This window comes from Companilactobacillus sp. y65-5 (assembly GCF_057541095.1).
The window spans coordinates 218,011-236,629 of the sequence record NZ_BAAJOA010000004.1 but is presented as its reverse complement, the minus strand read 5'-3'; the positions used below and the strand labels follow the sequence as shown (position 1 = coordinate 236,629).

Here is an 18,619-nt window from a genome sequence, read left to right as displayed (position 1 = left end):
TTACCTTTCAAAAAATAAAAAAGGCTTAAGCCTCATTACTGATTCTTAAGCAATATTTTTACTGAATTTACTAATTCATCTTTATTTACTTCGATTGTTTCACCAGTACTTCTGATCTTTAATTCAACAATATTATCTGCGGCTTTTTTACCAACAGTGATTCGAATCGGCATACCGATTAAGTCTGAATCTGCGAATTTAACACCCGGACGTTCTTTACGATCATCTAGTAATACGTCAAATCCTTCATCTTCAAGTAGTTTCACGATTTCATCGCTGAGCTTACCTTGATCATCGTTACTGTATTTGATAGGAACTACGTGGATTTGATATGGTGCCAGAGCTACTGGCCAAATGATACCATTCTCGTCATTATGTTGCTCAATGATAGCAGACAACAAACGCGAAATACCTATCCCGTAACTCCCCATGACCAAGGGATTTGATTTTCCATTCTCATCAAGGAAATTTGCTCCCAATGATTTAGAAAAATTAGTCCCTAGCCTGAAAATATGACCGATTTCAATACCACGTGTAAATTTAATATGTCCATGCCCATCAGGAGAGACTTCTCCTTCTTTGACGACACGAAAATCTCTAAATGTCGGTGCTTCATCCGTAATATCCTCAAAGTTAGCGTTGATCAAGTGTTTATTTTCAATATTAGGACCGACAGCAAAGTTAGATAGTCCTTCAAGTGAACTATCATATAATACTTGAACTTGATCCGAAATACCCTTAGGTCCGATGAATCCAGGTACACTCTTGAAGACGTCACGTACTTCTTCCGGAGTTGCTTCGACTAAAAAGTCAGCTCCCAAATAATCCTTAACTTTTACGTCATTAACCTGATAATCACCACGAATCATTACCAAAACTGGTTTTTCATCAGCCATATAGGCAACTGCCTTCATGATGATCGATGATTCAACTTTTAATAACGCGGCAAGAGTATCAATCGTATGAACGTCTGGTGTGTCTACCAATTCCGCCTTTTGATGCTCGATTTGAGGATTATCCGGTAGCTTACTAGTTGCCATATTTAAATTAGCGGAATAATCACTTTCATCTGAGTAAGCAATCGTATCTTCACCGATATCAGCAATTACTGAAAATTCCTTGGCATCAGTTCCACCCATGGCACCGGCATCACCAACATTTACGCGGTAATCCAATCCACAAATATCAAAAATCTTACGGTAGGCTTGTTCCATCTGGTTAAAGATGACATCTAATTGTTCGTTATTTGCAGTGAAGGAATATGCATCGTACATGTCAAATTCTCGACTACGTAGTAGCCCATAACGTGGTCGTTCCTCATCCCGATATTTCATCTGCATTTGGAATAAAATCAAAGGCAATTTTTTGTAAGTATTCAAATTCTCTTTAACAACACTAGTAAACGTTTCTTCATGAGTTGGGCCGAGGATCAATTCACGGTCGTGACGATCGGTTACTTTGAATAAGTTTTCGCCGTATGTAGCGTAGCGACCGCTCTCTCTCCACAAATCCGCAGGAATAATTGCTGGCATATGCATCTCTGCTGCACCCATTGCTTCATTTTCTTTGCGAATTAGCGCTTCAAGTTTACGAACTACTGACCACGCGAGTGGCAAATAGCTGTAAATACCTGCAGAAACTTGTCTAATATACCCTGCTCTCAACATTAACTGATGGCTGATCGCCTCAGCATCTGATGGAGTTTGTTTTAGTGTTGGAATATACAATTTTGATTGCTTCAATTTTTTATCCCCCTATTTTATGAAAAAGCGTTGGATATCATTCCAAGTCACAGCAACCATTAATAGCACCAAGATACCGACCCCAACTAAGGTTATAACATTTTCATACTCTTCTGGGAGTGGTTTTCTTCTAATGGCTTCAACAATATTGAGTAAAATTTTACCACCATCAAGTGCCGGTATCGGAATCAAATTGACGATACCTAAGTTCATTGACAACATAGACATGAATAAAATAATGCTCAATAACCCCTGTGATGAAACCTGCGATGTCATTGAATAAATTCCAACTGGACCTGATAACTGATTGATACTAAAACCACCAGTTACCATCTTCCCCAATACTTTTAGGATCTGTACGGTCGTCTGCCAACTATACGTAAATCCATATTTTATTTTGGCACCGAAACTGTAATCTCGTTTTGGCATGATACCGATCTGTCCATATTTTTGACCCGATGATTTAATTGTTTTCGGAGTTAATGAAATATTTGAAATCTTATTGCCTGACTTGATCTTTAGCGTAGTCTTTTTCCCTGGATATTTTTGAATAGTTAAAGACAAGTCATTCCAATCTTTAGTCGTGTGACCGTTGACCGCCAAAATTTTATCATTGGCTTTGAGTCCAGCTTGTTCAGCAACACTGCCCTTTTGAATTTCACCTAGTTGATTACTGTTCTCAACTACTCCATTCATCATGAACGCTGCTAAAATAGCACAGACGATTGCCAAGATAAAATTATTAAATGGACCAGCAAAATTAGTGATCATTCGTTTCCAAACTGATACTGATTGAAGTTGAACATCACGTGGTGCTATTTGAACCTCTGTTCCATCTTCTTCGACGATAGTAGCATCGTGATCAACTGAATAATTTTTGATAACAGTTTCATCACCATTTTCATATCCTTCAATTGTCAAATCATCGACTAAGTCGGCTTTTGATATTTGTACTGGAATACCATTAGGATCATAAACTTTACTGGAAGTAATGATCTTTTGGACTTTCTGATCATCACCTAATACCAGAGAGGCCATCGTACCTGGTTGAATCTCTGAATCATCTTCTTGAGCTCCTGCCATTCGCACGTAACCACCAAGTGGCAGCAGTCTCAATGTATATGTAGTGCTATTTTTTCGGTACGCAAATATTTTGGGACCCATTCCTACTGAAAATTCCCGTACTAAAATTCCTGATTTTTTTGCTGCATAGTAATGTCCAAACTCATGAACGATTACTAAGATTCCAAAAACAATTATAAATGTTATTATCGCGGTCATTTTAACCTCCACGAATCGCCTATACTAGGCCAAAAATGTGTAACAAAGGTAGCACGATCAACATGCTATCGAATCTATCTAGTATTCCACCATGACCAGGTAAAATATTTCCAGAATCCTTCACCTTATAATATCTCTTATAAGCGGATTCGATGAGATCTCCCATCTGTCCAAAAACCGATAGAACAAATGCAATCATTAGCATTGATGTCATCGAATACTCTTGTGGTACAAAGTACATGTATACTGCAGAAAGAACTAATGCAGATAAGATTCCGCCAATAGTACCTTCCCACGTCTTGTTTGGACTGATAGCAGGCCACAACTTATGCTTACCGATCTTGCGTCCAAATGTATATGCGAAAATATCGGTCGACCAAACGACTATCAATGCATACATTAATAGTGCTAGGCCACCTTCAGAGTTTCTAACTGAAGCTAAGTAATGGAATCCTGTACCAATGTATATCATTGATACAACAGAAACACCTACGTCTTCAAAATTAAATTTGTTTTTTGTTAGCACAGTAATTATTAGAAGTAATACCGCAAAAACATAAAATACATCTAAGCGTGTAAAACTATCTGGCAACCATCCCTTGTAAAAGTTCAATGGTACGGCTATCGCCAGAGTACCTAACACTGTAACTATAAAATCAATAGAAACAATGATTCGTTTCCGCATAATATAAATTTCAAATATACCTACAACTGCTAAGGCTGCTGCTGCAACTTCAAGCCATACTCCACCCGCAAGTAGAATTGGAATAAAAATTGCTAGAGCGATTACGGCTGTAATTACACGTTGTCTCATAATCTTCCCCCAAATTAAACAGAACCAAATCGACGATCTCGTTTATTATAAATTCTAATATCTTCGGCTAAATTATCCGACGTAAAATCAGGCCAGTAGGTCTCGTCAAAGACCATTTCGGAGTATGCAAGTTGCCATAATAAGAAATTGGAGATTCTCTCTTCTCCACTAGTTCTGATTAACAAATCAGGATCAGCTAAACTTCCCAAAGGACTAGTTAATAGCTGATCCGCAAATAATTTATCATCAATGTCGTCTGGACTTATTGAACCATTAACTGCTGCTTTTGCCAAATTTTTTGCAGCATTAACAATTTCAGCTCGTCCACCATAATTGAATGCAAAGTTTAATACCATACCAGTATTGTCCTTTGTATCTTCCATAGCTTTGAAGACGACCTTCTTTGTTTTTTCAGGCAAATGTTCAGTGAATCCAGTTACTAAAACTTTTATATTTTCTTTTATTAAGTCTGGCATAAATGTTCCAAAAAAGTCCACTGGCAGACGCATTAAAAAACTAACTTCTTTGCTTGGTCTACTCCAGTTTTCCGTAGAAAAGGCGTAAAGGCTCAAGACCTTAACTCCCATATGACTAGCTGCTGTGGCGATACGCTTAACATTATTCATGCCTTCTTTGTGACCTGCAATGCGCGGTTGACCGCTACGCTTAGCCCATCTACCATTACCATCCATTATGATAGCTATATGCTCTGGAACTCTTAATTCCGAACTTAATTCACTATTATTAATATCTGTCATAAACCATCACTCCAAAGGTTACCCTTCAGTGATTTCCTTTTCTTTGTCTGCAGCGATTTGATTGATGTCAGCAACTGCTTTGTCAGTGACTTTTTGAATTTGACCTTCTAGATCGTGTAGGTCATCTTCTGTAATTTCACTATTTTTTTCTTGTTTCTTAATATCATCCATTGCGTCACGTCTTACGTTACGAATAGCGATACGAGTCTCTTCGGCTTCTTTACCCACTTGCTTAGCGATCTCTTTACGACGTTCACCAGTTAGTTGAGGGATAACTAAACGAATAACATCCCCATCATTAGCTGGATTCAAACCAAGGTCAGATGAATTGATCGAATGTTCGATTGCATCTAATGATGACTTGTCATAAGGCGAGATCAACAATACACGTGCCTCTGGTACATTGATCGAAGCAACTTGGTTCAATGGTACTTCTGTACCATAATATTCCACTTTGATGTTGTTAAGAATTGAAGCATTAGCTTTTCCTGCACGAATATTAGCTAGTTCTTTTCTTAAAACCTCAATCGATATCGACATATTTTCTCTAGCTTTTGAAATTGCACTATTCTCAGTCATTACTACCACCCTTTATGATTGTTCCGATGTTTTCACCTTGAACAACCTTTTTAATATTTTCTGGTTCATCTAAATTAAACACTATTAATGGGATATTGTTATCCATTGATAATGATGAAGCTGTTGAGTCCATTACACCCAAGTTCTTGTTAATGATATCAAGTTGAGTCAGTTCATCAAATTTCTTAGCATGTGGATCCTTCTTAGGATCAGCAGAATATACTCCATCTACATTATTCTTTGCCATCAAAATAACATCAGCTTCGATTTCGGCTGCACGCAATACAGAAGTAGTATCTGTTGAGAAGTAAGGATTACCTGTTCCACCAGCAAAAATCACTACACGACCCTTTTCAAGGTGTCTAACAGCCTTTCTTCTGATGTAAGGTTCTGCAACTTGTCTCATTTCAATTGATGTTTGAACACGTGTAGGTACATCTAATTGTTCTAAACCATCTTGTAGAGCCAATCCATTCATCACTGTTGCCATCATACCCATGTAATCAGCTTGGGCGCGATCCATACCCATTTCGGCACCAGTTTCACCACGCCAAATGTTACCACCACCACAGACAATGGCTACTTGAACGCCAAGTTCATGAACACTCTTAATTTGTTCAGCGATTCTCTTAATAACTGGAGGGTTGATTCCAAATCCCTTTTCTCCGGCCAACGCTTCACCAGAAACTTTTAAAATAATTCTTTTATACTTGATATCAGGCATAAGTACTCTCCTTTAAATTTGCTACTAAATATTTTAACATAATCAATTACCGTAAATTGAATTAATAGCCAATTTTAAGCAAAAATTGGACGAAATATAGCTTATATACAAGAAAAGACCGTTTAATTCAGATGAATTAAGCGATCCCCTTTAAAAAATACTAATTAATTACTTAATTTGGTTCATAACTTCGTCAACAAAGTTGTCTTGAGCCTTTTCGATACCTTCGCCAACTTCAAAGCGGAAGTATGAAACTAGTGCACTCTTCTTTGATTCAACATATTGTTGAACAGTCATGTCAGAATCCTTAACGAATTCTTGATCTGCCAAACTAATATCTGAAAGATACTTGTTAAGACGTCCTTCAACGATTCTTGGGATGATCTTTTCAGGCTTACCTTCAGCTTTTGTTTCTTCAGTAAATACTTTCTTTTCGTGTTCCAAAACATCTGCAGGCACTGAATCACGGTTAAGATATGTTGGGTTGATAGCAGCAACGTGCATAGCTACATCTTTAGCAACATCTGCATCAGAACCTTCAAGAACTGTAAGTGCAGCGATCAAGCCACCATTGTGTAGGTATGAACCGAATACTTGTGAATCACTCTTTTCAACGATATGGAAACGTCTCAAAGTGATCTTTTCACCAATAACAGCAGTTAAACCAGTGATTGCTTCGTTGATTGTTTCGTCACCAGCTTTAAGTGCCAAAGCTTCTTCCATTGATTTTGGTTCACCTTCAACAAGTGCTTTACCGATCTTAGCAACAAGATCTTTAAACTTGTCATTTGATGAAACAAAGTCAGTTTCTGAGTTTACTTCGTAGATAGCAGCTTTGTTACCAGAAACAACGATTTCTGCTAAACCTTCAGCAGCAATACGGTCGTTCTTTTTAGCAGCCTTAGCGATACCCTTTTCACGAAGTTCATCAATAGCCTTTTGCATGTCACCATCAGTGGCAACTAATGCTTTTTTAGCATCCATCATACCAACGCTTGTCTTATCACGTAATTCTTTAACTTGAGCAGCAGTAATTTTAGCCATGAAATATCCTCCAGTCGTATAAATAAAGCCATCTTGTTCAGATGGCTCTATCTATAACTATAATCTTTATTATTCTTCGTTACCATTATCAGCTGATTCTGCAACATCTTCGATTGACTTGTCATCAGATGCAGCAGCATCATTCTTAGCAAAATCATCAGTAGATACTGATTCTTCACCTTGTTTACCTTCAACGATAGCATCTGCCATCTTAGAAACGATTAGGCGAACGGCACGGATAGCATCATCATTTGATGGGATGATAACATCAATGTCATCTGGATCAGTATTTGTATCAACCATAGCTACGATAGGAATGTTAAGTTTCTTAGCTTCGTTAACAGCAATGTTTTCCTTATGAGGATCAACAATAAACATAACATCTGGAATTCTTGGCATATCTTCGATACCACCAAGGAACTTCTCTAACTTAGCTTGTTGTTTTGTAAGTAAAGCAACTTCTTTCTTAGGAAGACGTTCGAAAGTACCGTCTTCTGACATTGCTTTAATATCCTTTAATCTCTTAATACGTTTTTGGATTGTGTTCCAGTTAGTCAAAGTACCACCTAACCAACGATGGTTAACGTAGTATTGACCAGCACGTGTAGCTTCTTCTTCAATAGCATCTTGTGCTTGTTTCTTAGTACCAACGAATAAGAAGATACCGTCATCACCGGCAACTGCCTTCATGTAATTGTAAGCATCGTCGATCATGCGAACTGTTTTTTGTAAATCAATGATGTAAATACCATTTCTTTGTGTAAAAATAAATGGCTTCATCTTAGGGTTCCAACGTCTTGTTTGGTGTCCAAAATGTACACCGGCTTCAAGTAGTTGTTTCATAGAAATAACTGACATAAAAAAATTCCTCCTGGTTTTTACCTCCACTTAAGTCGTGTTCAGTTGACACGCGTTTGCGCACCAACAACTGAATCGTTAAGTGTGTGTATTCAATACAAGGAAATATTATAAGGGAAAATAATCATTAAATCAAGAATTCGTGCCAATTAATTCCTTTACTTTGTAAAAAATCTTCCTTTTTTTTACGATTGAGTTTTTTTAATTCTATTTCTCGTTTAAGTGCATTCGATTTTCCGTGTAAATTTTCTTGATAAAGAAGTTTGACTGGCCGCCGTATTTTCGTATATTTTGCACCCTTACCTGCATTGTGAGTGGCGACTCTTTTCTCGACATCATTGCTAGTACCGATGTAAAATGTTCTATCAGCACATAATAATATGTAAACAAAATAATTTTTATTTTCCGTCAATTATTTCTCTTCCCTCTTCGCTTAACTCACTGCCATCGTACATGATCAAATCTGGTTCGATGATCAACGAAGCCGATTTAACTGTCTTGATTGCATCAACTAAGACCAAATTAGCATTATTATTCAAGTGCGACCTCACAAATCTGATTCGCTTAGCTTGCAATCTATTCGCCAGCATCGTCGAAAGTAATTCGCTTAGTCTATCCGGGCGATAAACAATATAAGCATGTGAATTTTCTTTTAATAATATTTTGATAGTATACAAAACTTCATTCAGATTTGTTTTTAATTCATGTCTGGCAATTGCTAAAACTTGATTATTCTTAATTTGTGTAGTTTCCTTTGAAGTAAAATAAGGCGGATTACAAACTATCATGTCGATCGAATCATGTTCCAGATGCTGTTGGATGTTTTTAATATCATCATTGATAACTTCGACTTGATCGTCCAGTCCATTGTTAGTAATACTTTTTTGTGCGAGTGCTGCCAAGGGTTCTTGCAGTTCTACCAAGTAGATGGATGCCTTAGTCTCCGGTGCTAAACTCAGACCAATCGCACCATTACCCGCGCATAAATCAACAATTTTGCCTTTTTTTACGGTTTTTGCAAAATTATAAAGTAAAATAGTATCTAGGTTAAATGAATATAGATCCTTATCTTGAAAGATTTTAATCCCGCTATTTGAAATGACGTCTTGAGAAAGATTAGACATGTTACACCTGCTTTATGGTATTTTATTAAAAAATTATTTTTTGGGAGAATGATAATTAATGTTTTATAAATTCATCCGTGTTGTTGCTAGAATAGTTGTTTTTATACTGAATGGTAGATATAAAATCGAGGGCGAGGAAAACTTGCCCGATAAACCATTCATCATCGTTGCCCCACACAGAACATGGTGGGAACCAATTTTTTTTGCATTGGTTATCGCACCCCGCGAAGCAACTTTCATGGCAAAAATCGAGTTATTCAAAAATCCAATTCTGAGATACATCTTGGTTCATGCCCATGCGTTTCCGGTCGACCGTAAGCATCCCGGACCATCAGTGATCAAAACTCCGGTTAAGGCATTAAAAAAGAAGGGACAGATTTTGATAATGTTCCCATCAGGTACTCGATATTCAGAGGACTTGAAAGGTGGCGCATCACTGATCGCAAAAATGTCAAAAGCTCCGTTAGTCCCATTCGTTTATCAAGGACCACTGAAACTTTCTGGGCTATTGAAACATCAACAAGTAACCATTGGTGTGGGACCAGAAATAGACTTTGATTTCAAAGCAAAACTTGATGAAGCACAAACAAAACAAGTAAATGAAGATATGGAGGAAGCCTGGAACCAGATTGATCAAAAAATAAATCCCGATTTCAAGTACATTCCACCTGTCAAGAATAACTAATTTAAAGTATAAACAAAAAAGTCGGTGATTGTGAACGTAAATGTTCATAATCACCGACTTTTGATATTAGATTGAATTATTACCAATATCTTTTCGATAATAAATATTTTTTTGCTTTAACTTGCTTATCTCTTGATAAATTTCTTGACGAGCACTCTCTAAATCCTCTGCATGAGTTTTTACAACAAACAATCTACCGCCACTGGAGATAAACGAATCTTCCTCTTGCTTTACACCAGCATAGTTGATGGGACAATCAATATTTCGGAATGAATCAACATCTCCCAGATCAGCCCCCTTAACGGGCGCATCAGGGTAACCGTCAACGGAGACGAACACTCCCAAATCAACACCTGAAGTCTCCCAATTTATCTCAGGGTTAGCGTCATTTAGGATTGCAAATATTACTTCAGCTAGATTGTTCTTTAGCCGAGGTAACACGACCTCAGTTTCCGGATCCCCAAATCTTACGTTGAATTCAATAACTCTAATGCCTTTAGAAGTTAGAATCAGTCCTGCATACAAGATTCCAGTGTACTTGATATTTTCTTCAGCTAAAATTTCGATGAACGGGCGTAAAACCTTGTCAACGGCCTGCTTATAGACAGAACTAGAAATATTTTTAACAGGAGAGACGGCACCCATACCGCCAGTATTAGGCCCACGATCGTTCTCTCCTAGTCTCTTATAATCCTGTGCAGCTGGCATTGGATAAAACTTCCCGTTATTAACAAATGCCATCAAGGAAAATTCTTCGCCATCCAAAAATTCTTCAATAATGATCTTGTCCGTATGAAACTTGTGACCATTGAGAAGTTCAGAAGCAATTTCAATTGCTCCATCAAGACTTTTGACAATATACACACCCTTACCAGCTGCTAACCCATCAGCTTTAATAACAACTGGATATTCAGTCAGGTGGTTCAAATATTCTTCAGCCGACTTGTAGTCATTGAATTCTAAATATGTTGCGGTCGGCACATTGGATAGTTTCAAAAGTGACTTGGTAAATACTTTTGAACCTTCAATTTGAGCCGCCTTTTTGTTGGGACCAAAAATTTTTAACCCACGTGCCTCAAAGAAATCAACGACACCATTAACTAACGGCTCCTCAGGACCAACAATCGTATACGCGACATTCTCCTTGATTGCAAAATTAACCAATTCAGTAAAATCACTCTCGGCGATTGAAACTGTCTCAATGCCGGATAGCTTCATACCATCATTACCCGGAGCACAAAAAATTTGATTATTCTCTGACGATAATGCCTCACAAATTGCATGTTCGCGAGCTCCAGACCCAATTACAAGTATTTTCATAATCCACCTCTTTAATGTCTAAAGTGACGTCTGCCTGTACAGATCATGGAAATTCCGTACTTGTTAGCCATGTCAATGGAATCTTGATCATGGATTGAACCGCCCGGTTGGATGATTGCTGTGACGTCATGCTTGGCAGCATATTCAACACAATCGTCCATTGGGAAAAATGCATCCGACGCCATAACCAATGGTGTATGTGTGTCACCCAACTCTTCTTGTTCTAGCGCAATCTTAACTGAACCGATACGATTCATTTGTCCAGCTCCAACCCCTAGAGTTTTGTCAGTTGTAGAAATAATAATTGCATTGCTCTTAACGTGCTTAACGACTTTTTGACCAAAGAGTAAGGCCTTAATTTCTTCATCAGTAGGCTTCTTTTCAGTAACTACTTCGAACTCATCAACACTATCTACAGTTGTATCTCTTTCTTGGACTAAGAGTCCGCCCATAACTGATACATATTCATACTTATCAGCATTTTTGATTTCAGCGAAGTCAACTGTCAACAGTCTGATATTTTTCTTCTTTTCGAGAATTTCTAACGCTTCATCTGTAAAACTAGGAGCAATGACGATTTCAAGAAAGATACTGTGTAACTCCTCTGCCACATTGGCGGTAACCTCACGATTAAACGCAATAATTCCACCAAAAATCGAAATTTTATCAGCACTATATGCTTTTTGCCAAGCCTTATAGATACATTCTTCATCTACACCAACACCACATGGATTCATATGTTTCAATGCAGCTACACATGGTTTGTCAAAATCTGCAACAATTCTTAGAGCCGCATCAGCATCTTTGATGTTGTTGAATGATAATTCCTTACCGTGCAGTTGTTCTGCGGAAGCAATCGAATACTTGCTTGGCAATGAACTTTGATAAAATGCTGCCTTTTGATGAGAGTTTTCACCATAGCGTAATGATTGCTTGAAATCATATGATAATGTTTCGACGTCAGGGAATTCCTCCCCATTAAGATCTGATAAGTATCTGGCAATGATACTGTCGTACTGTGCCGTATGTCTGAAAGCTTTAGCAGCTAATTTTTGTCTAAAACTCAAATTATCTACTTGATTGAGTTGTTCGATCACATCATCATAGTCATCACGGTCAACAACTACATATACACTCTTATAATTCTTTGATGCGGAACGAATCATTGAGGGACCACCGATATCAATTTGTTCAATTGCTTGATCCAAAGTAACATCTGGTTTAGAAATAGTTTCTTTAAAAGGATACAGATTGACACATATTAGGTCGATCGTATCAATGTTTAACTCCTTCAAAGTCTCCATATGTTCTGCGTTATCCCTTTTAGCCAATAAACCGGCGTGAACCTTAGGATGCAGTGTCTTGACACGACCGTCCAAAATTTCTGGAAAACCGGTTATTTCGTCGATTTCAGTTACAGGAACGTCGTTGGATTGTAATTTCTGGTATGTGCCACCAGTAGAAATAATTTCATAATCATTTTCGATTAACTTTTTTGCGAATTCAACAATACCACTTTTATCCGAAACACTAATTAACGCCTTTTTCAAAATTGTTTTTCCCACTTTCATTTATTATCAAGTCAGCTATTACTTTGACATACATGTCATGCTCTTTATTATGAATACGCGCTTCCAGAGTTTCAACACTGTCAGTGTCCAAAATTGGTATGACATTTTGACAAATCACTGGTCCTGTATCAACGTTCTCATCAATATAATGTATCGTCACACCGGTTTGTTTATCACCAGAATCAAATGCACGTTGGATAGCATCCAGTCCTGAATATTTAGGAAGTAATGATGGGTGAATATTAATTATTTTACCTTTATATTGGTTCAGCAATTCACTGGTCACTACACGCATATACCCTGCTAAAAAAATATACTCGATTTTTAAAGGCTGTAATTTTTGAACGATTGCTCTTTCGTATTCAGTTCTATTAGAAAAATCTGCAAGTTCGTTGATAAATACTGGAATATTAAGTTTTTCAGCTTTTTGAATTACTGGAGCATTTTTGTGATCACACACCAAAATTTCAATTTCCAAACCCGCTTTCTTCAATTCATCTGAATTTGCAATGGCTTCAAAGTTCGTACCATTTCCCGAAGCAAAGATGGCTACTCTCATGCATCCACCCCCGTTAATTCCACACTATTTTCTTTTTTAGAAATAACTTTACCAACTGACCATGCTTGTACTGCTGACTTATTTAATTCTGATAAGACGGAATCTTTGTCCTTAGGATCAACTGCCAATACCATCCCAAGCCCCATATTAAAAATGTGATACATGTCGTCTGATTCGAGTTTTCCATATTTTTGAACAGCTGTGAAAATCTCATTCTTCGACCAACTATTGACATCGATACGAACCGCCAGATCATCAGTCAGCATTCGAGGGATATTTTCGTAGAAACCTCCACCAGTAATATGGGCAATTCCATGAATTAATTTCTTGTCCAGTAATGGTAGAACATCTTTTACATAAATCTTTGTTGGTTCTAACAAATATTCTCCCAGCAAACCATTCGATAACTCTGGTAATTTCGAACTCATCTCAAAATTATTATCCTTGAAAAAGATTTTTCTTATCAGCGAATATCCATTTGAATGCAAGCCACTTGAAGCAATTCCAATGAGTTCATCGTCTTTTTTAACATTTGCTTTAGTCAGAATATTTTCTTTTTCACAAATACCTACCGAAAAGCCAGCAATATCATAACTTGTTTCAGAATAAACATCAGGCATTTCAGCGGTTTCGCCACCAATCAACTGTGCCTCTGCTTGATTACAGCCCTCGATAACACCCGTCAAAATTTCTTGGATCTTGTCGTCAACTTTTCCAGTTGAAATATAATCCAAAAAATAAACCGGCTTAGCTCCTTGTGCTAAGATGTCGTTTACACACATTGCAACACAGTCGATTCCGATCGTATCAAGTTTTCCGTTTTCTGTAAGTAATAATTTTGTCCCCACACCATCATTACTAGAAATCAAAACCGGCTTGCGATATCCCTCAGGGATTTCGTACATGCCACCAAAACTACCAATGTTTGCTGTTGCATCTGCAGTCTTTTGTTTAACAAACTTAGAAATTTTATATCCAGATTCAACATTAACTCCTGCATCTCTATAAGGATTTGCCATCTTAATCTCCTTTACTGATCTTGTTTCGCATAATCATACAAATAAGTTGGATATTGACCATTAAAATACGACAAATCTAGATGAGAATCATCTGGTGTACTAGCACTCAAACCAATTGCGTCCACCAGTCCTTCTTCACTCAAAAAGGCTAGACTATCAGCATCAAAGATTTCTCGCATTTCTTCGATTGATTTGTGTGAAGCAATCAATTCACTCTTCTTAGAAATATCTATTCCGAAGAAGCAAGGATATTTGAATTGTGGTGAGGCAATTCTCAAGTGAACTTCCTTAGCACCGGCATCACGCAATAACCCGACGATATATGCACAAGTTGTCCCTCTGACGATTGAATCATCAACTAAAATAACACGTTTGCCTTTGACAACACCTTTTACGGCAGCCAATTTCTGACGAACGCTTTTTTCTCTTAATTCCTGTGTCGGCTGAATGAATTCACGACCCATATATTGATTCTTGATCAGACCCATTTCATATGGAAGTTTAATTGCTTCCGCATATCCGCTTGCGGCAGATAAAGATGAGTTAGGTACTCCGACGACGATATCTCCTTCGATCGGTTGTTCTTTTGCCAGATTTCGTCCCATCCGTTTTCTAGCTGAATGAACATTCACACCAAGTAAGTCAGAATCTGCTCTTGCGAAATATACAAATTCCATGGCACAAAAGGCTAACTTAGTGTCAGTAGTCCAATGATCGATCTTTAATCCGTCATCATTAATGATGATCAGTTCACCTGGCAAGACATCACGAACGAACTTGGCACCGACAGCATCTAGCGCACAGGTTTCACTTGCAACGGTGTAGGCACCATTGTCCAATTGACCAATTGATAACGGTCTGAAGCCATTACTATCTAGAGCTACGATCAATGCATCTTGTGTCATCAATAAATAAGCGAATCCACCTTGAATTATATTCAGTGACTCTTTGACTTTGTCGATGAAATGATCTTTCTTTGATCTCCTGATTAGATGCATCAGTATTTCAGAATCTGAACTTGATTTAAAAATATGACCAGTTTGTTCAAGTTCTTTCTTCAATGTGATTGCATTTGTCAGATTACCATTGTGTGCTAACGCCAGTTGATCATCAGTGAAATCGAATAAAAGTGGTTGGACATTTTCGATTTTATTTTCACCAGCTGTTGAATACCTAACGTGGCCAATTGCCGCATCACCAGTTAGTGCATAGAGGTTATTTTTATCTGAGAACACATGTGATACTAATCCTAAATTGCGGTAACCCAAAAGTTTGCCATTATCATTAGTAACTATCCCAGCACCCTCTTGACCGCGGTGTTGTAAACTGTGAAGTCCTAGATATGTGAGGTAGTTGGCATCCTTAGCACCCCAAACACCAAATAATCCACATTCTTCATTCAAGCTTCTTACTTCATTAAACATGGGATTGCCTCTTTCCAGCTATTCAGAGCTTCATTCAATTCAATATCCAATTCTCCATCAGCAGTTTGTACAGAGAATGCGGAATCGTTAGTAACAAATCCTAGACATTCAAAATTATCTTTGAATATATTTTCTAATGCTTCTTTATCCTTGCTCTCGATCGTTACCAAGTATCTGGACTGAGTTTCTGAGAACATTTGTTTAGTTGTTAATTTTGTATGAATGTTAAAACCTAATTCATTTTCAAAAGCTGATTCTGAAATTGCAGCAACTAATCCACCATCTGATAAGTCGTGACAGCTCTTGAGTAATTTATGCTTGATTGCAGTCAGAATTTTTTGTTGATTACTTAATTCAACATCTAAATCAATTTTGTTCAATCCACCCTCAACTAATCCCAACTGTTGGTTTTGAATTTCAGAACCATTGAAATCATCATTTGTATCGCCCAATAAATAAATCAAATCGCCAGAATCTTTGAATGACGATGTAGTGATATCTTCAATATCTTCGATCAGACCTACCATTCCGATCATTGGACTTGGATAGATGGCTTCTTTATTAAATTCGTTATATAACGACACATTACCTGAAATAACTGGCACGTCGAACTTATTACATACATCTGCGATACCTTGAACACTCTGATCTAATTCCCAGAATATCTCAGGATCCTCAGGATTTCCGTAATTCAAACAGTCAGTTATCCCAACTGGAATGGCACCGCTGGAGACAATATTTCTGGCCGCTTCCAGAACCGTGATTTGTCCACCAATATAAGGATCCACAAAGACGTATCTAGAATTGCTATCGTTTGTGGCGGCAATAGCCTTCTTAGTACCTCTAATTCTGACAATTCCTGCATCACTGCCTGGTCTAACAATCGTATTACTCTTTACTTGCGAATCATATGTTTCATACAAGTATGACTTAGAAGCAATTGAAGGACTGTTGAGGATATTTAACCACGAGCCTTTAAATGATTCGATTTCTGGATCAAATTGTGTTTTGTCATCACTAAGTCTTGCCGGTCTTACACCTTGGTGGACATATTCTGGTACATCCTCCGTTAAACTATCGACCGGAATATCAACGACTAATTCGCTATTATGATAAATTTTATATTGCTTATCAGAGGTTACCTTTCCAATAGTTACAGCATCTAAATTATAATTTTCAAAAAAGTTTAAAACTTCGCTCTCAAACTCTGGTTTAATACATAAAACCATTCGTTCCTGTGATTCAGATAACATCATTTCATAAGCACTCATGTTTGATTCACGTTGTGGCACATTGTCTAAATTCAACATTAAGCCACTGTTGGCTTTCGAAGCCATTTCTGCAGTTGAAGAAACTAATCCAGCTGCTCCCATATCTTGAACGCCCAATATCCAATTAGAGTGTTCTTGAATAATTTCTACACAAGCATCCATCAGTAATTTTTCCATAAAGGGATTACCAACTTGAACGGCTGAACGCTGCTTCTTTTTCTTATTCGAAAATTCATCAGAAGCAAATGTCGCACCATGGATCCCATCACGACCGGTGGTTGAACCGACATAAATAATCAAATTATTATTACCGCTAGCTTGACCGTGTTTGAATTGTGTATTGTCCAGCAAACCTATACACATGGCGTTTACTAATGGGTTTTTTTCGTAACAATTCTCAAACGAAATCTCTCCACCAATGGTTGGAATTCCGATACAGTTACCATATCCGCCGATACCAGATACCACTTCTCTTACTAAATGTTTTGTCTTTTTGTTATCTAATGGACCAAATTTCAAACTATCTAAAAGTGCAATTGGTGTTGCACCCATTGAAAAAATATCTCTAATTATTCCACCTACTCCAGTTGCTGCACCTTGATAAGGTTCAACAGCTGAGGGATGATTATGACTTTCTGCCTTGAATACGACTGCCTGATTGTCACCGATATCAATGATACCAGCATCTTCACCAGGACCTGCGATAACGCGCGCACTGTCGTTAGGCAATTTACGTAATACGTGTTTGGAATTTTTGTAGGAACAATGTTCACTCCACATTACTGAATACAGGCCTGTTTCAGTATAGTTAGGTAAACGACCTAATATTTTATCACTGATCAATTCATATTCAGCATCACTCAATCCCCAAGTTTGATAAATCTTTTCTTCTTTGATTTGTTTCGATGTTGGTTCAATCACTATTGCTGCACCTCATTCTTCTGAGTTTCTAATATTGACTCGAACAATTTCAATCCATCATCTGAACCTAATATAGATTCAATAGCTCTTTCTGGATGGGGCATCATGCCTAATACGTTTTTTTGTTTATTAGTAATACCGGCAATTTCTTCCACGCTACCATTAACATCTTGATTATATTTAAAAACAATTTGATTATTTTCTTTTAATTCCTTCAGGGTGGCATTATCACAATAATATCTACCTTCACCGTGAGCAATCGGTACTACGATTTGTTCATTTGATTCATACTTGTTTGTAAATATGGTTTGATTATTCACCACTGTTAATTCAGCTTGTTTACAAATAAAACGATTTTGTCGATTATTTGTTAAAGTTCCTGGTAACAGTCCGATTTCAGTTAAAATTTGGAATCCATTACAAATTCCTAAAACCGGTTTACCTTGTTCAGCAAAATTGATCACTTCACTAATGATCGGTGCGTGACTGGCAATTGCACCACTTCTCAAGTAGTCACCATATGAAAATCCTCCGGGTATCAAGACACCGTCATAACCGGCTAATGATTTTTTCTTATAGCTGACCAAATCTACATCTTGGTTAATCCCATCACGAATTGCGTAATAAAGATCCATATCGCAATTAGAACCGGGGAATACAATAACTGCGAATTTCATTAGACCTCCTCCATGATTTCATAATGATAACTTTCAATATTAGGATTAGCTAATAGTTCATCACAAATTTCGTCTACGTCTTTTTCTAAATGATCACTATTCTCATCAAACTTTAATTCGAAGTACTTACCCATTCTCACTTCTGAAACGTTTGGATAACCCATCGTATGAGTTGCGTCCTTGATTGCTTCTCCCTGTACGTCAACAACTGAATCTTTCAAAGTTACATAAATTTTTACAAGAATCAT

At 37.4% G+C, this 18,619-nt stretch carries 19 protein-coding genes; 1 reads left to right on the top strand and 18 read right to left on the bottom strand.

The features are described from left to right. Nucleotides 1–35: 35 nt before the first annotated feature. The 10 genes from AC27FM_RS09235 to AC27FM_RS09190 all read right to left on the bottom strand — a co-directional run bounded on the left by AC27FM_RS09235 (nucleotide 36) and on the right by AC27FM_RS09190 (nucleotide 8,924). The gene (locus tag AC27FM_RS09235; RefSeq protein ID WP_487087589.1) at nucleotides 36–1,742 is read right to left on the bottom strand and encodes a proline--tRNA ligase; all 1,707 of its coding nucleotides are present in this window, start codon (nucleotides 1,740–1,742) and stop codon (nucleotides 36–38) included. A 12-nt stretch (nucleotides 1,743–1,754) separates the two neighbouring features. Further along, on the bottom strand, nucleotides 1,755–3,023 hold the full coding sequence (gene rseP / locus AC27FM_RS09230) for an RIP metalloprotease RseP (RefSeq protein ID WP_487087587.1): 1,269 nt from the start codon (nucleotides 3,021–3,023) through the stop codon (nucleotides 1,755–1,757). A 19-nt stretch (nucleotides 3,024–3,042) separates the two neighbouring features. Continuing rightward, nucleotides 3,043–3,837, bottom strand: coding sequence for a phosphatidate cytidylyltransferase (locus AC27FM_RS09225; RefSeq protein ID WP_487087585.1), 795 nt, complete (start codon nucleotides 3,835–3,837; stop codon nucleotides 3,043–3,045). Nucleotides 3,838–3,851: 14 nt separating this feature from the next. After that, nucleotides 3,852–4,595 carry an undecaprenyl pyrophosphate synthase gene (uppS, locus tag AC27FM_RS09220; protein WP_487087583.1) on the bottom strand — a complete coding sequence of 248 codons (744 nt, stop codon included), beginning with the start codon at nucleotides 4,593–4,595 and terminating at the stop codon, nucleotides 3,852–3,854. Nucleotides 4,596–4,613: 18 nt separating this feature from the next. Next, nucleotides 4,614–5,174 carry a ribosome recycling factor gene (gene frr, locus AC27FM_RS09215; RefSeq protein WP_487087581.1) on the bottom strand — a complete coding sequence of 187 codons (561 nt, stop codon included), beginning with the start codon at nucleotides 5,172–5,174 and terminating at the stop codon, nucleotides 4,614–4,616. Beyond that, entirely contained in the window at nucleotides 5,167–5,898 is a 732-nt protein-coding gene (gene pyrH, locus AC27FM_RS09210; protein WP_487087579.1) for a UMP kinase, read from the bottom strand. Before pyrH ends, frr begins: the two co-directional genes overlap by 8 nt. A 168-nt stretch (nucleotides 5,899–6,066) precedes the next feature. Then, complete coding sequence (gene tsf / locus AC27FM_RS09205; RefSeq protein WP_487087577.1) at nucleotides 6,067–6,942, bottom strand: translation elongation factor Ts; 876 nt, start codon at nucleotides 6,940–6,942, stop codon at nucleotides 6,067–6,069. A gap of 69 nt (nucleotides 6,943–7,011) precedes the next feature. Then, nucleotides 7,012–7,800: a 30S ribosomal protein S2 gene (gene rpsB, locus AC27FM_RS09200; RefSeq protein WP_487087575.1), complete on the bottom strand. Its 789-nt coding sequence runs from the start codon at nucleotides 7,798–7,800 to the stop codon at nucleotides 7,012–7,014. 127 nt (nucleotides 7,801–7,927) lie between these two features. Further along, complete coding sequence (locus AC27FM_RS09195; RefSeq protein ID WP_487087573.1) at nucleotides 7,928–8,212, bottom strand: GIY-YIG nuclease family protein; 285 nt, start codon at nucleotides 8,210–8,212, stop codon at nucleotides 7,928–7,930. Then, nucleotides 8,199–8,924, bottom strand: coding sequence for a tRNA1(Val) (adenine(37)-N6)-methyltransferase (locus AC27FM_RS09190; RefSeq protein ID WP_487087571.1), 726 nt, complete (start codon nucleotides 8,922–8,924; stop codon nucleotides 8,199–8,201). The genes AC27FM_RS09195 and AC27FM_RS09190 overlap by 14 nt, the downstream gene beginning before the upstream one ends. A gap of 58 nt (nucleotides 8,925–8,982) precedes the next feature. On the opposite strand from AC27FM_RS09190, the gene AC27FM_RS09185 reads away from it, so the two are divergent. Beyond that, the gene (locus AC27FM_RS09185; RefSeq protein ID WP_487087569.1) at nucleotides 8,983–9,609 is read left to right on the top strand and encodes a lysophospholipid acyltransferase family protein; all 627 of its coding nucleotides are present in this window, start codon (nucleotides 8,983–8,985) and stop codon (nucleotides 9,607–9,609) included. Nucleotides 9,610–9,675: 66 nt separating this feature from the next. Here AC27FM_RS09185 and purD read toward each other — a convergent pair whose 3' ends face one another. Genes purD through purS form a run of 8 tightly spaced genes read right to left on the bottom strand, consistent with a single transcriptional unit; the run spans nucleotide 9,676 to nucleotide 18,619 of the window. Continuing rightward, the gene (gene purD / locus AC27FM_RS09180; RefSeq protein WP_487087568.1) at nucleotides 9,676–10,929 is read right to left on the bottom strand and encodes a phosphoribosylamine--glycine ligase; all 1,254 of its coding nucleotides are present in this window, start codon (nucleotides 10,927–10,929) and stop codon (nucleotides 9,676–9,678) included. Between the two features lie 11 nt (nucleotides 10,930–10,940). Beyond that, on the bottom strand, nucleotides 10,941–12,479 hold the full coding sequence (purH, locus tag AC27FM_RS09175; protein ID WP_487087566.1) for a bifunctional phosphoribosylaminoimidazolecarboxamide formyltransferase/IMP cyclohydrolase: 1,539 nt from the start codon (nucleotides 12,477–12,479) through the stop codon (nucleotides 10,941–10,943). Continuing rightward, entirely contained in the window at nucleotides 12,460–13,059 is a 600-nt protein-coding gene (gene purN / locus AC27FM_RS09170) for a phosphoribosylglycinamide formyltransferase (RefSeq protein ID WP_487087564.1), read from the bottom strand. Before purN ends, purH begins: the two co-directional genes overlap by 20 nt. Beyond that, nucleotides 13,056–14,078, bottom strand: a complete 1,023-nt coding sequence (gene purM / locus AC27FM_RS09165; RefSeq protein ID WP_487087562.1) for a phosphoribosylformylglycinamidine cyclo-ligase — start codon at nucleotides 14,076–14,078, stop codon at nucleotides 13,056–13,058. Before purM ends, purN begins: the two co-directional genes overlap by 4 nt. Nucleotides 14,079–14,089: 11 nt before the next feature. Then, complete coding sequence (gene purF, locus AC27FM_RS09160) at nucleotides 14,090–15,502, bottom strand: amidophosphoribosyltransferase (protein WP_487087560.1); 1,413 nt, start codon at nucleotides 15,500–15,502, stop codon at nucleotides 14,090–14,092. Further along, nucleotides 15,487–17,694 carry a phosphoribosylformylglycinamidine synthase subunit PurL gene (gene purL / locus AC27FM_RS09155; protein WP_487087558.1) on the bottom strand — a complete coding sequence of 736 codons (2,208 nt, stop codon included), beginning with the start codon at nucleotides 17,692–17,694 and terminating at the stop codon, nucleotides 15,487–15,489. Before purL ends, purF begins: the two co-directional genes overlap by 16 nt. Beyond that, nucleotides 17,694–18,371 carry a phosphoribosylformylglycinamidine synthase subunit PurQ gene (gene purQ / locus AC27FM_RS09150; protein WP_487087556.1) on the bottom strand — a complete coding sequence of 226 codons (678 nt, stop codon included), beginning with the start codon at nucleotides 18,369–18,371 and terminating at the stop codon, nucleotides 17,694–17,696. Before purQ ends, purL begins: the two co-directional genes overlap by 1 nt. Further along, nucleotides 18,371–18,619: a phosphoribosylformylglycinamidine synthase subunit PurS gene (gene purS, locus AC27FM_RS09145; RefSeq protein ID WP_487087554.1), complete on the bottom strand. Its 249-nt coding sequence runs from the start codon at nucleotides 18,617–18,619 to the stop codon at nucleotides 18,371–18,373. The genes purQ and purS overlap by 1 nt, the downstream gene beginning before the upstream one ends.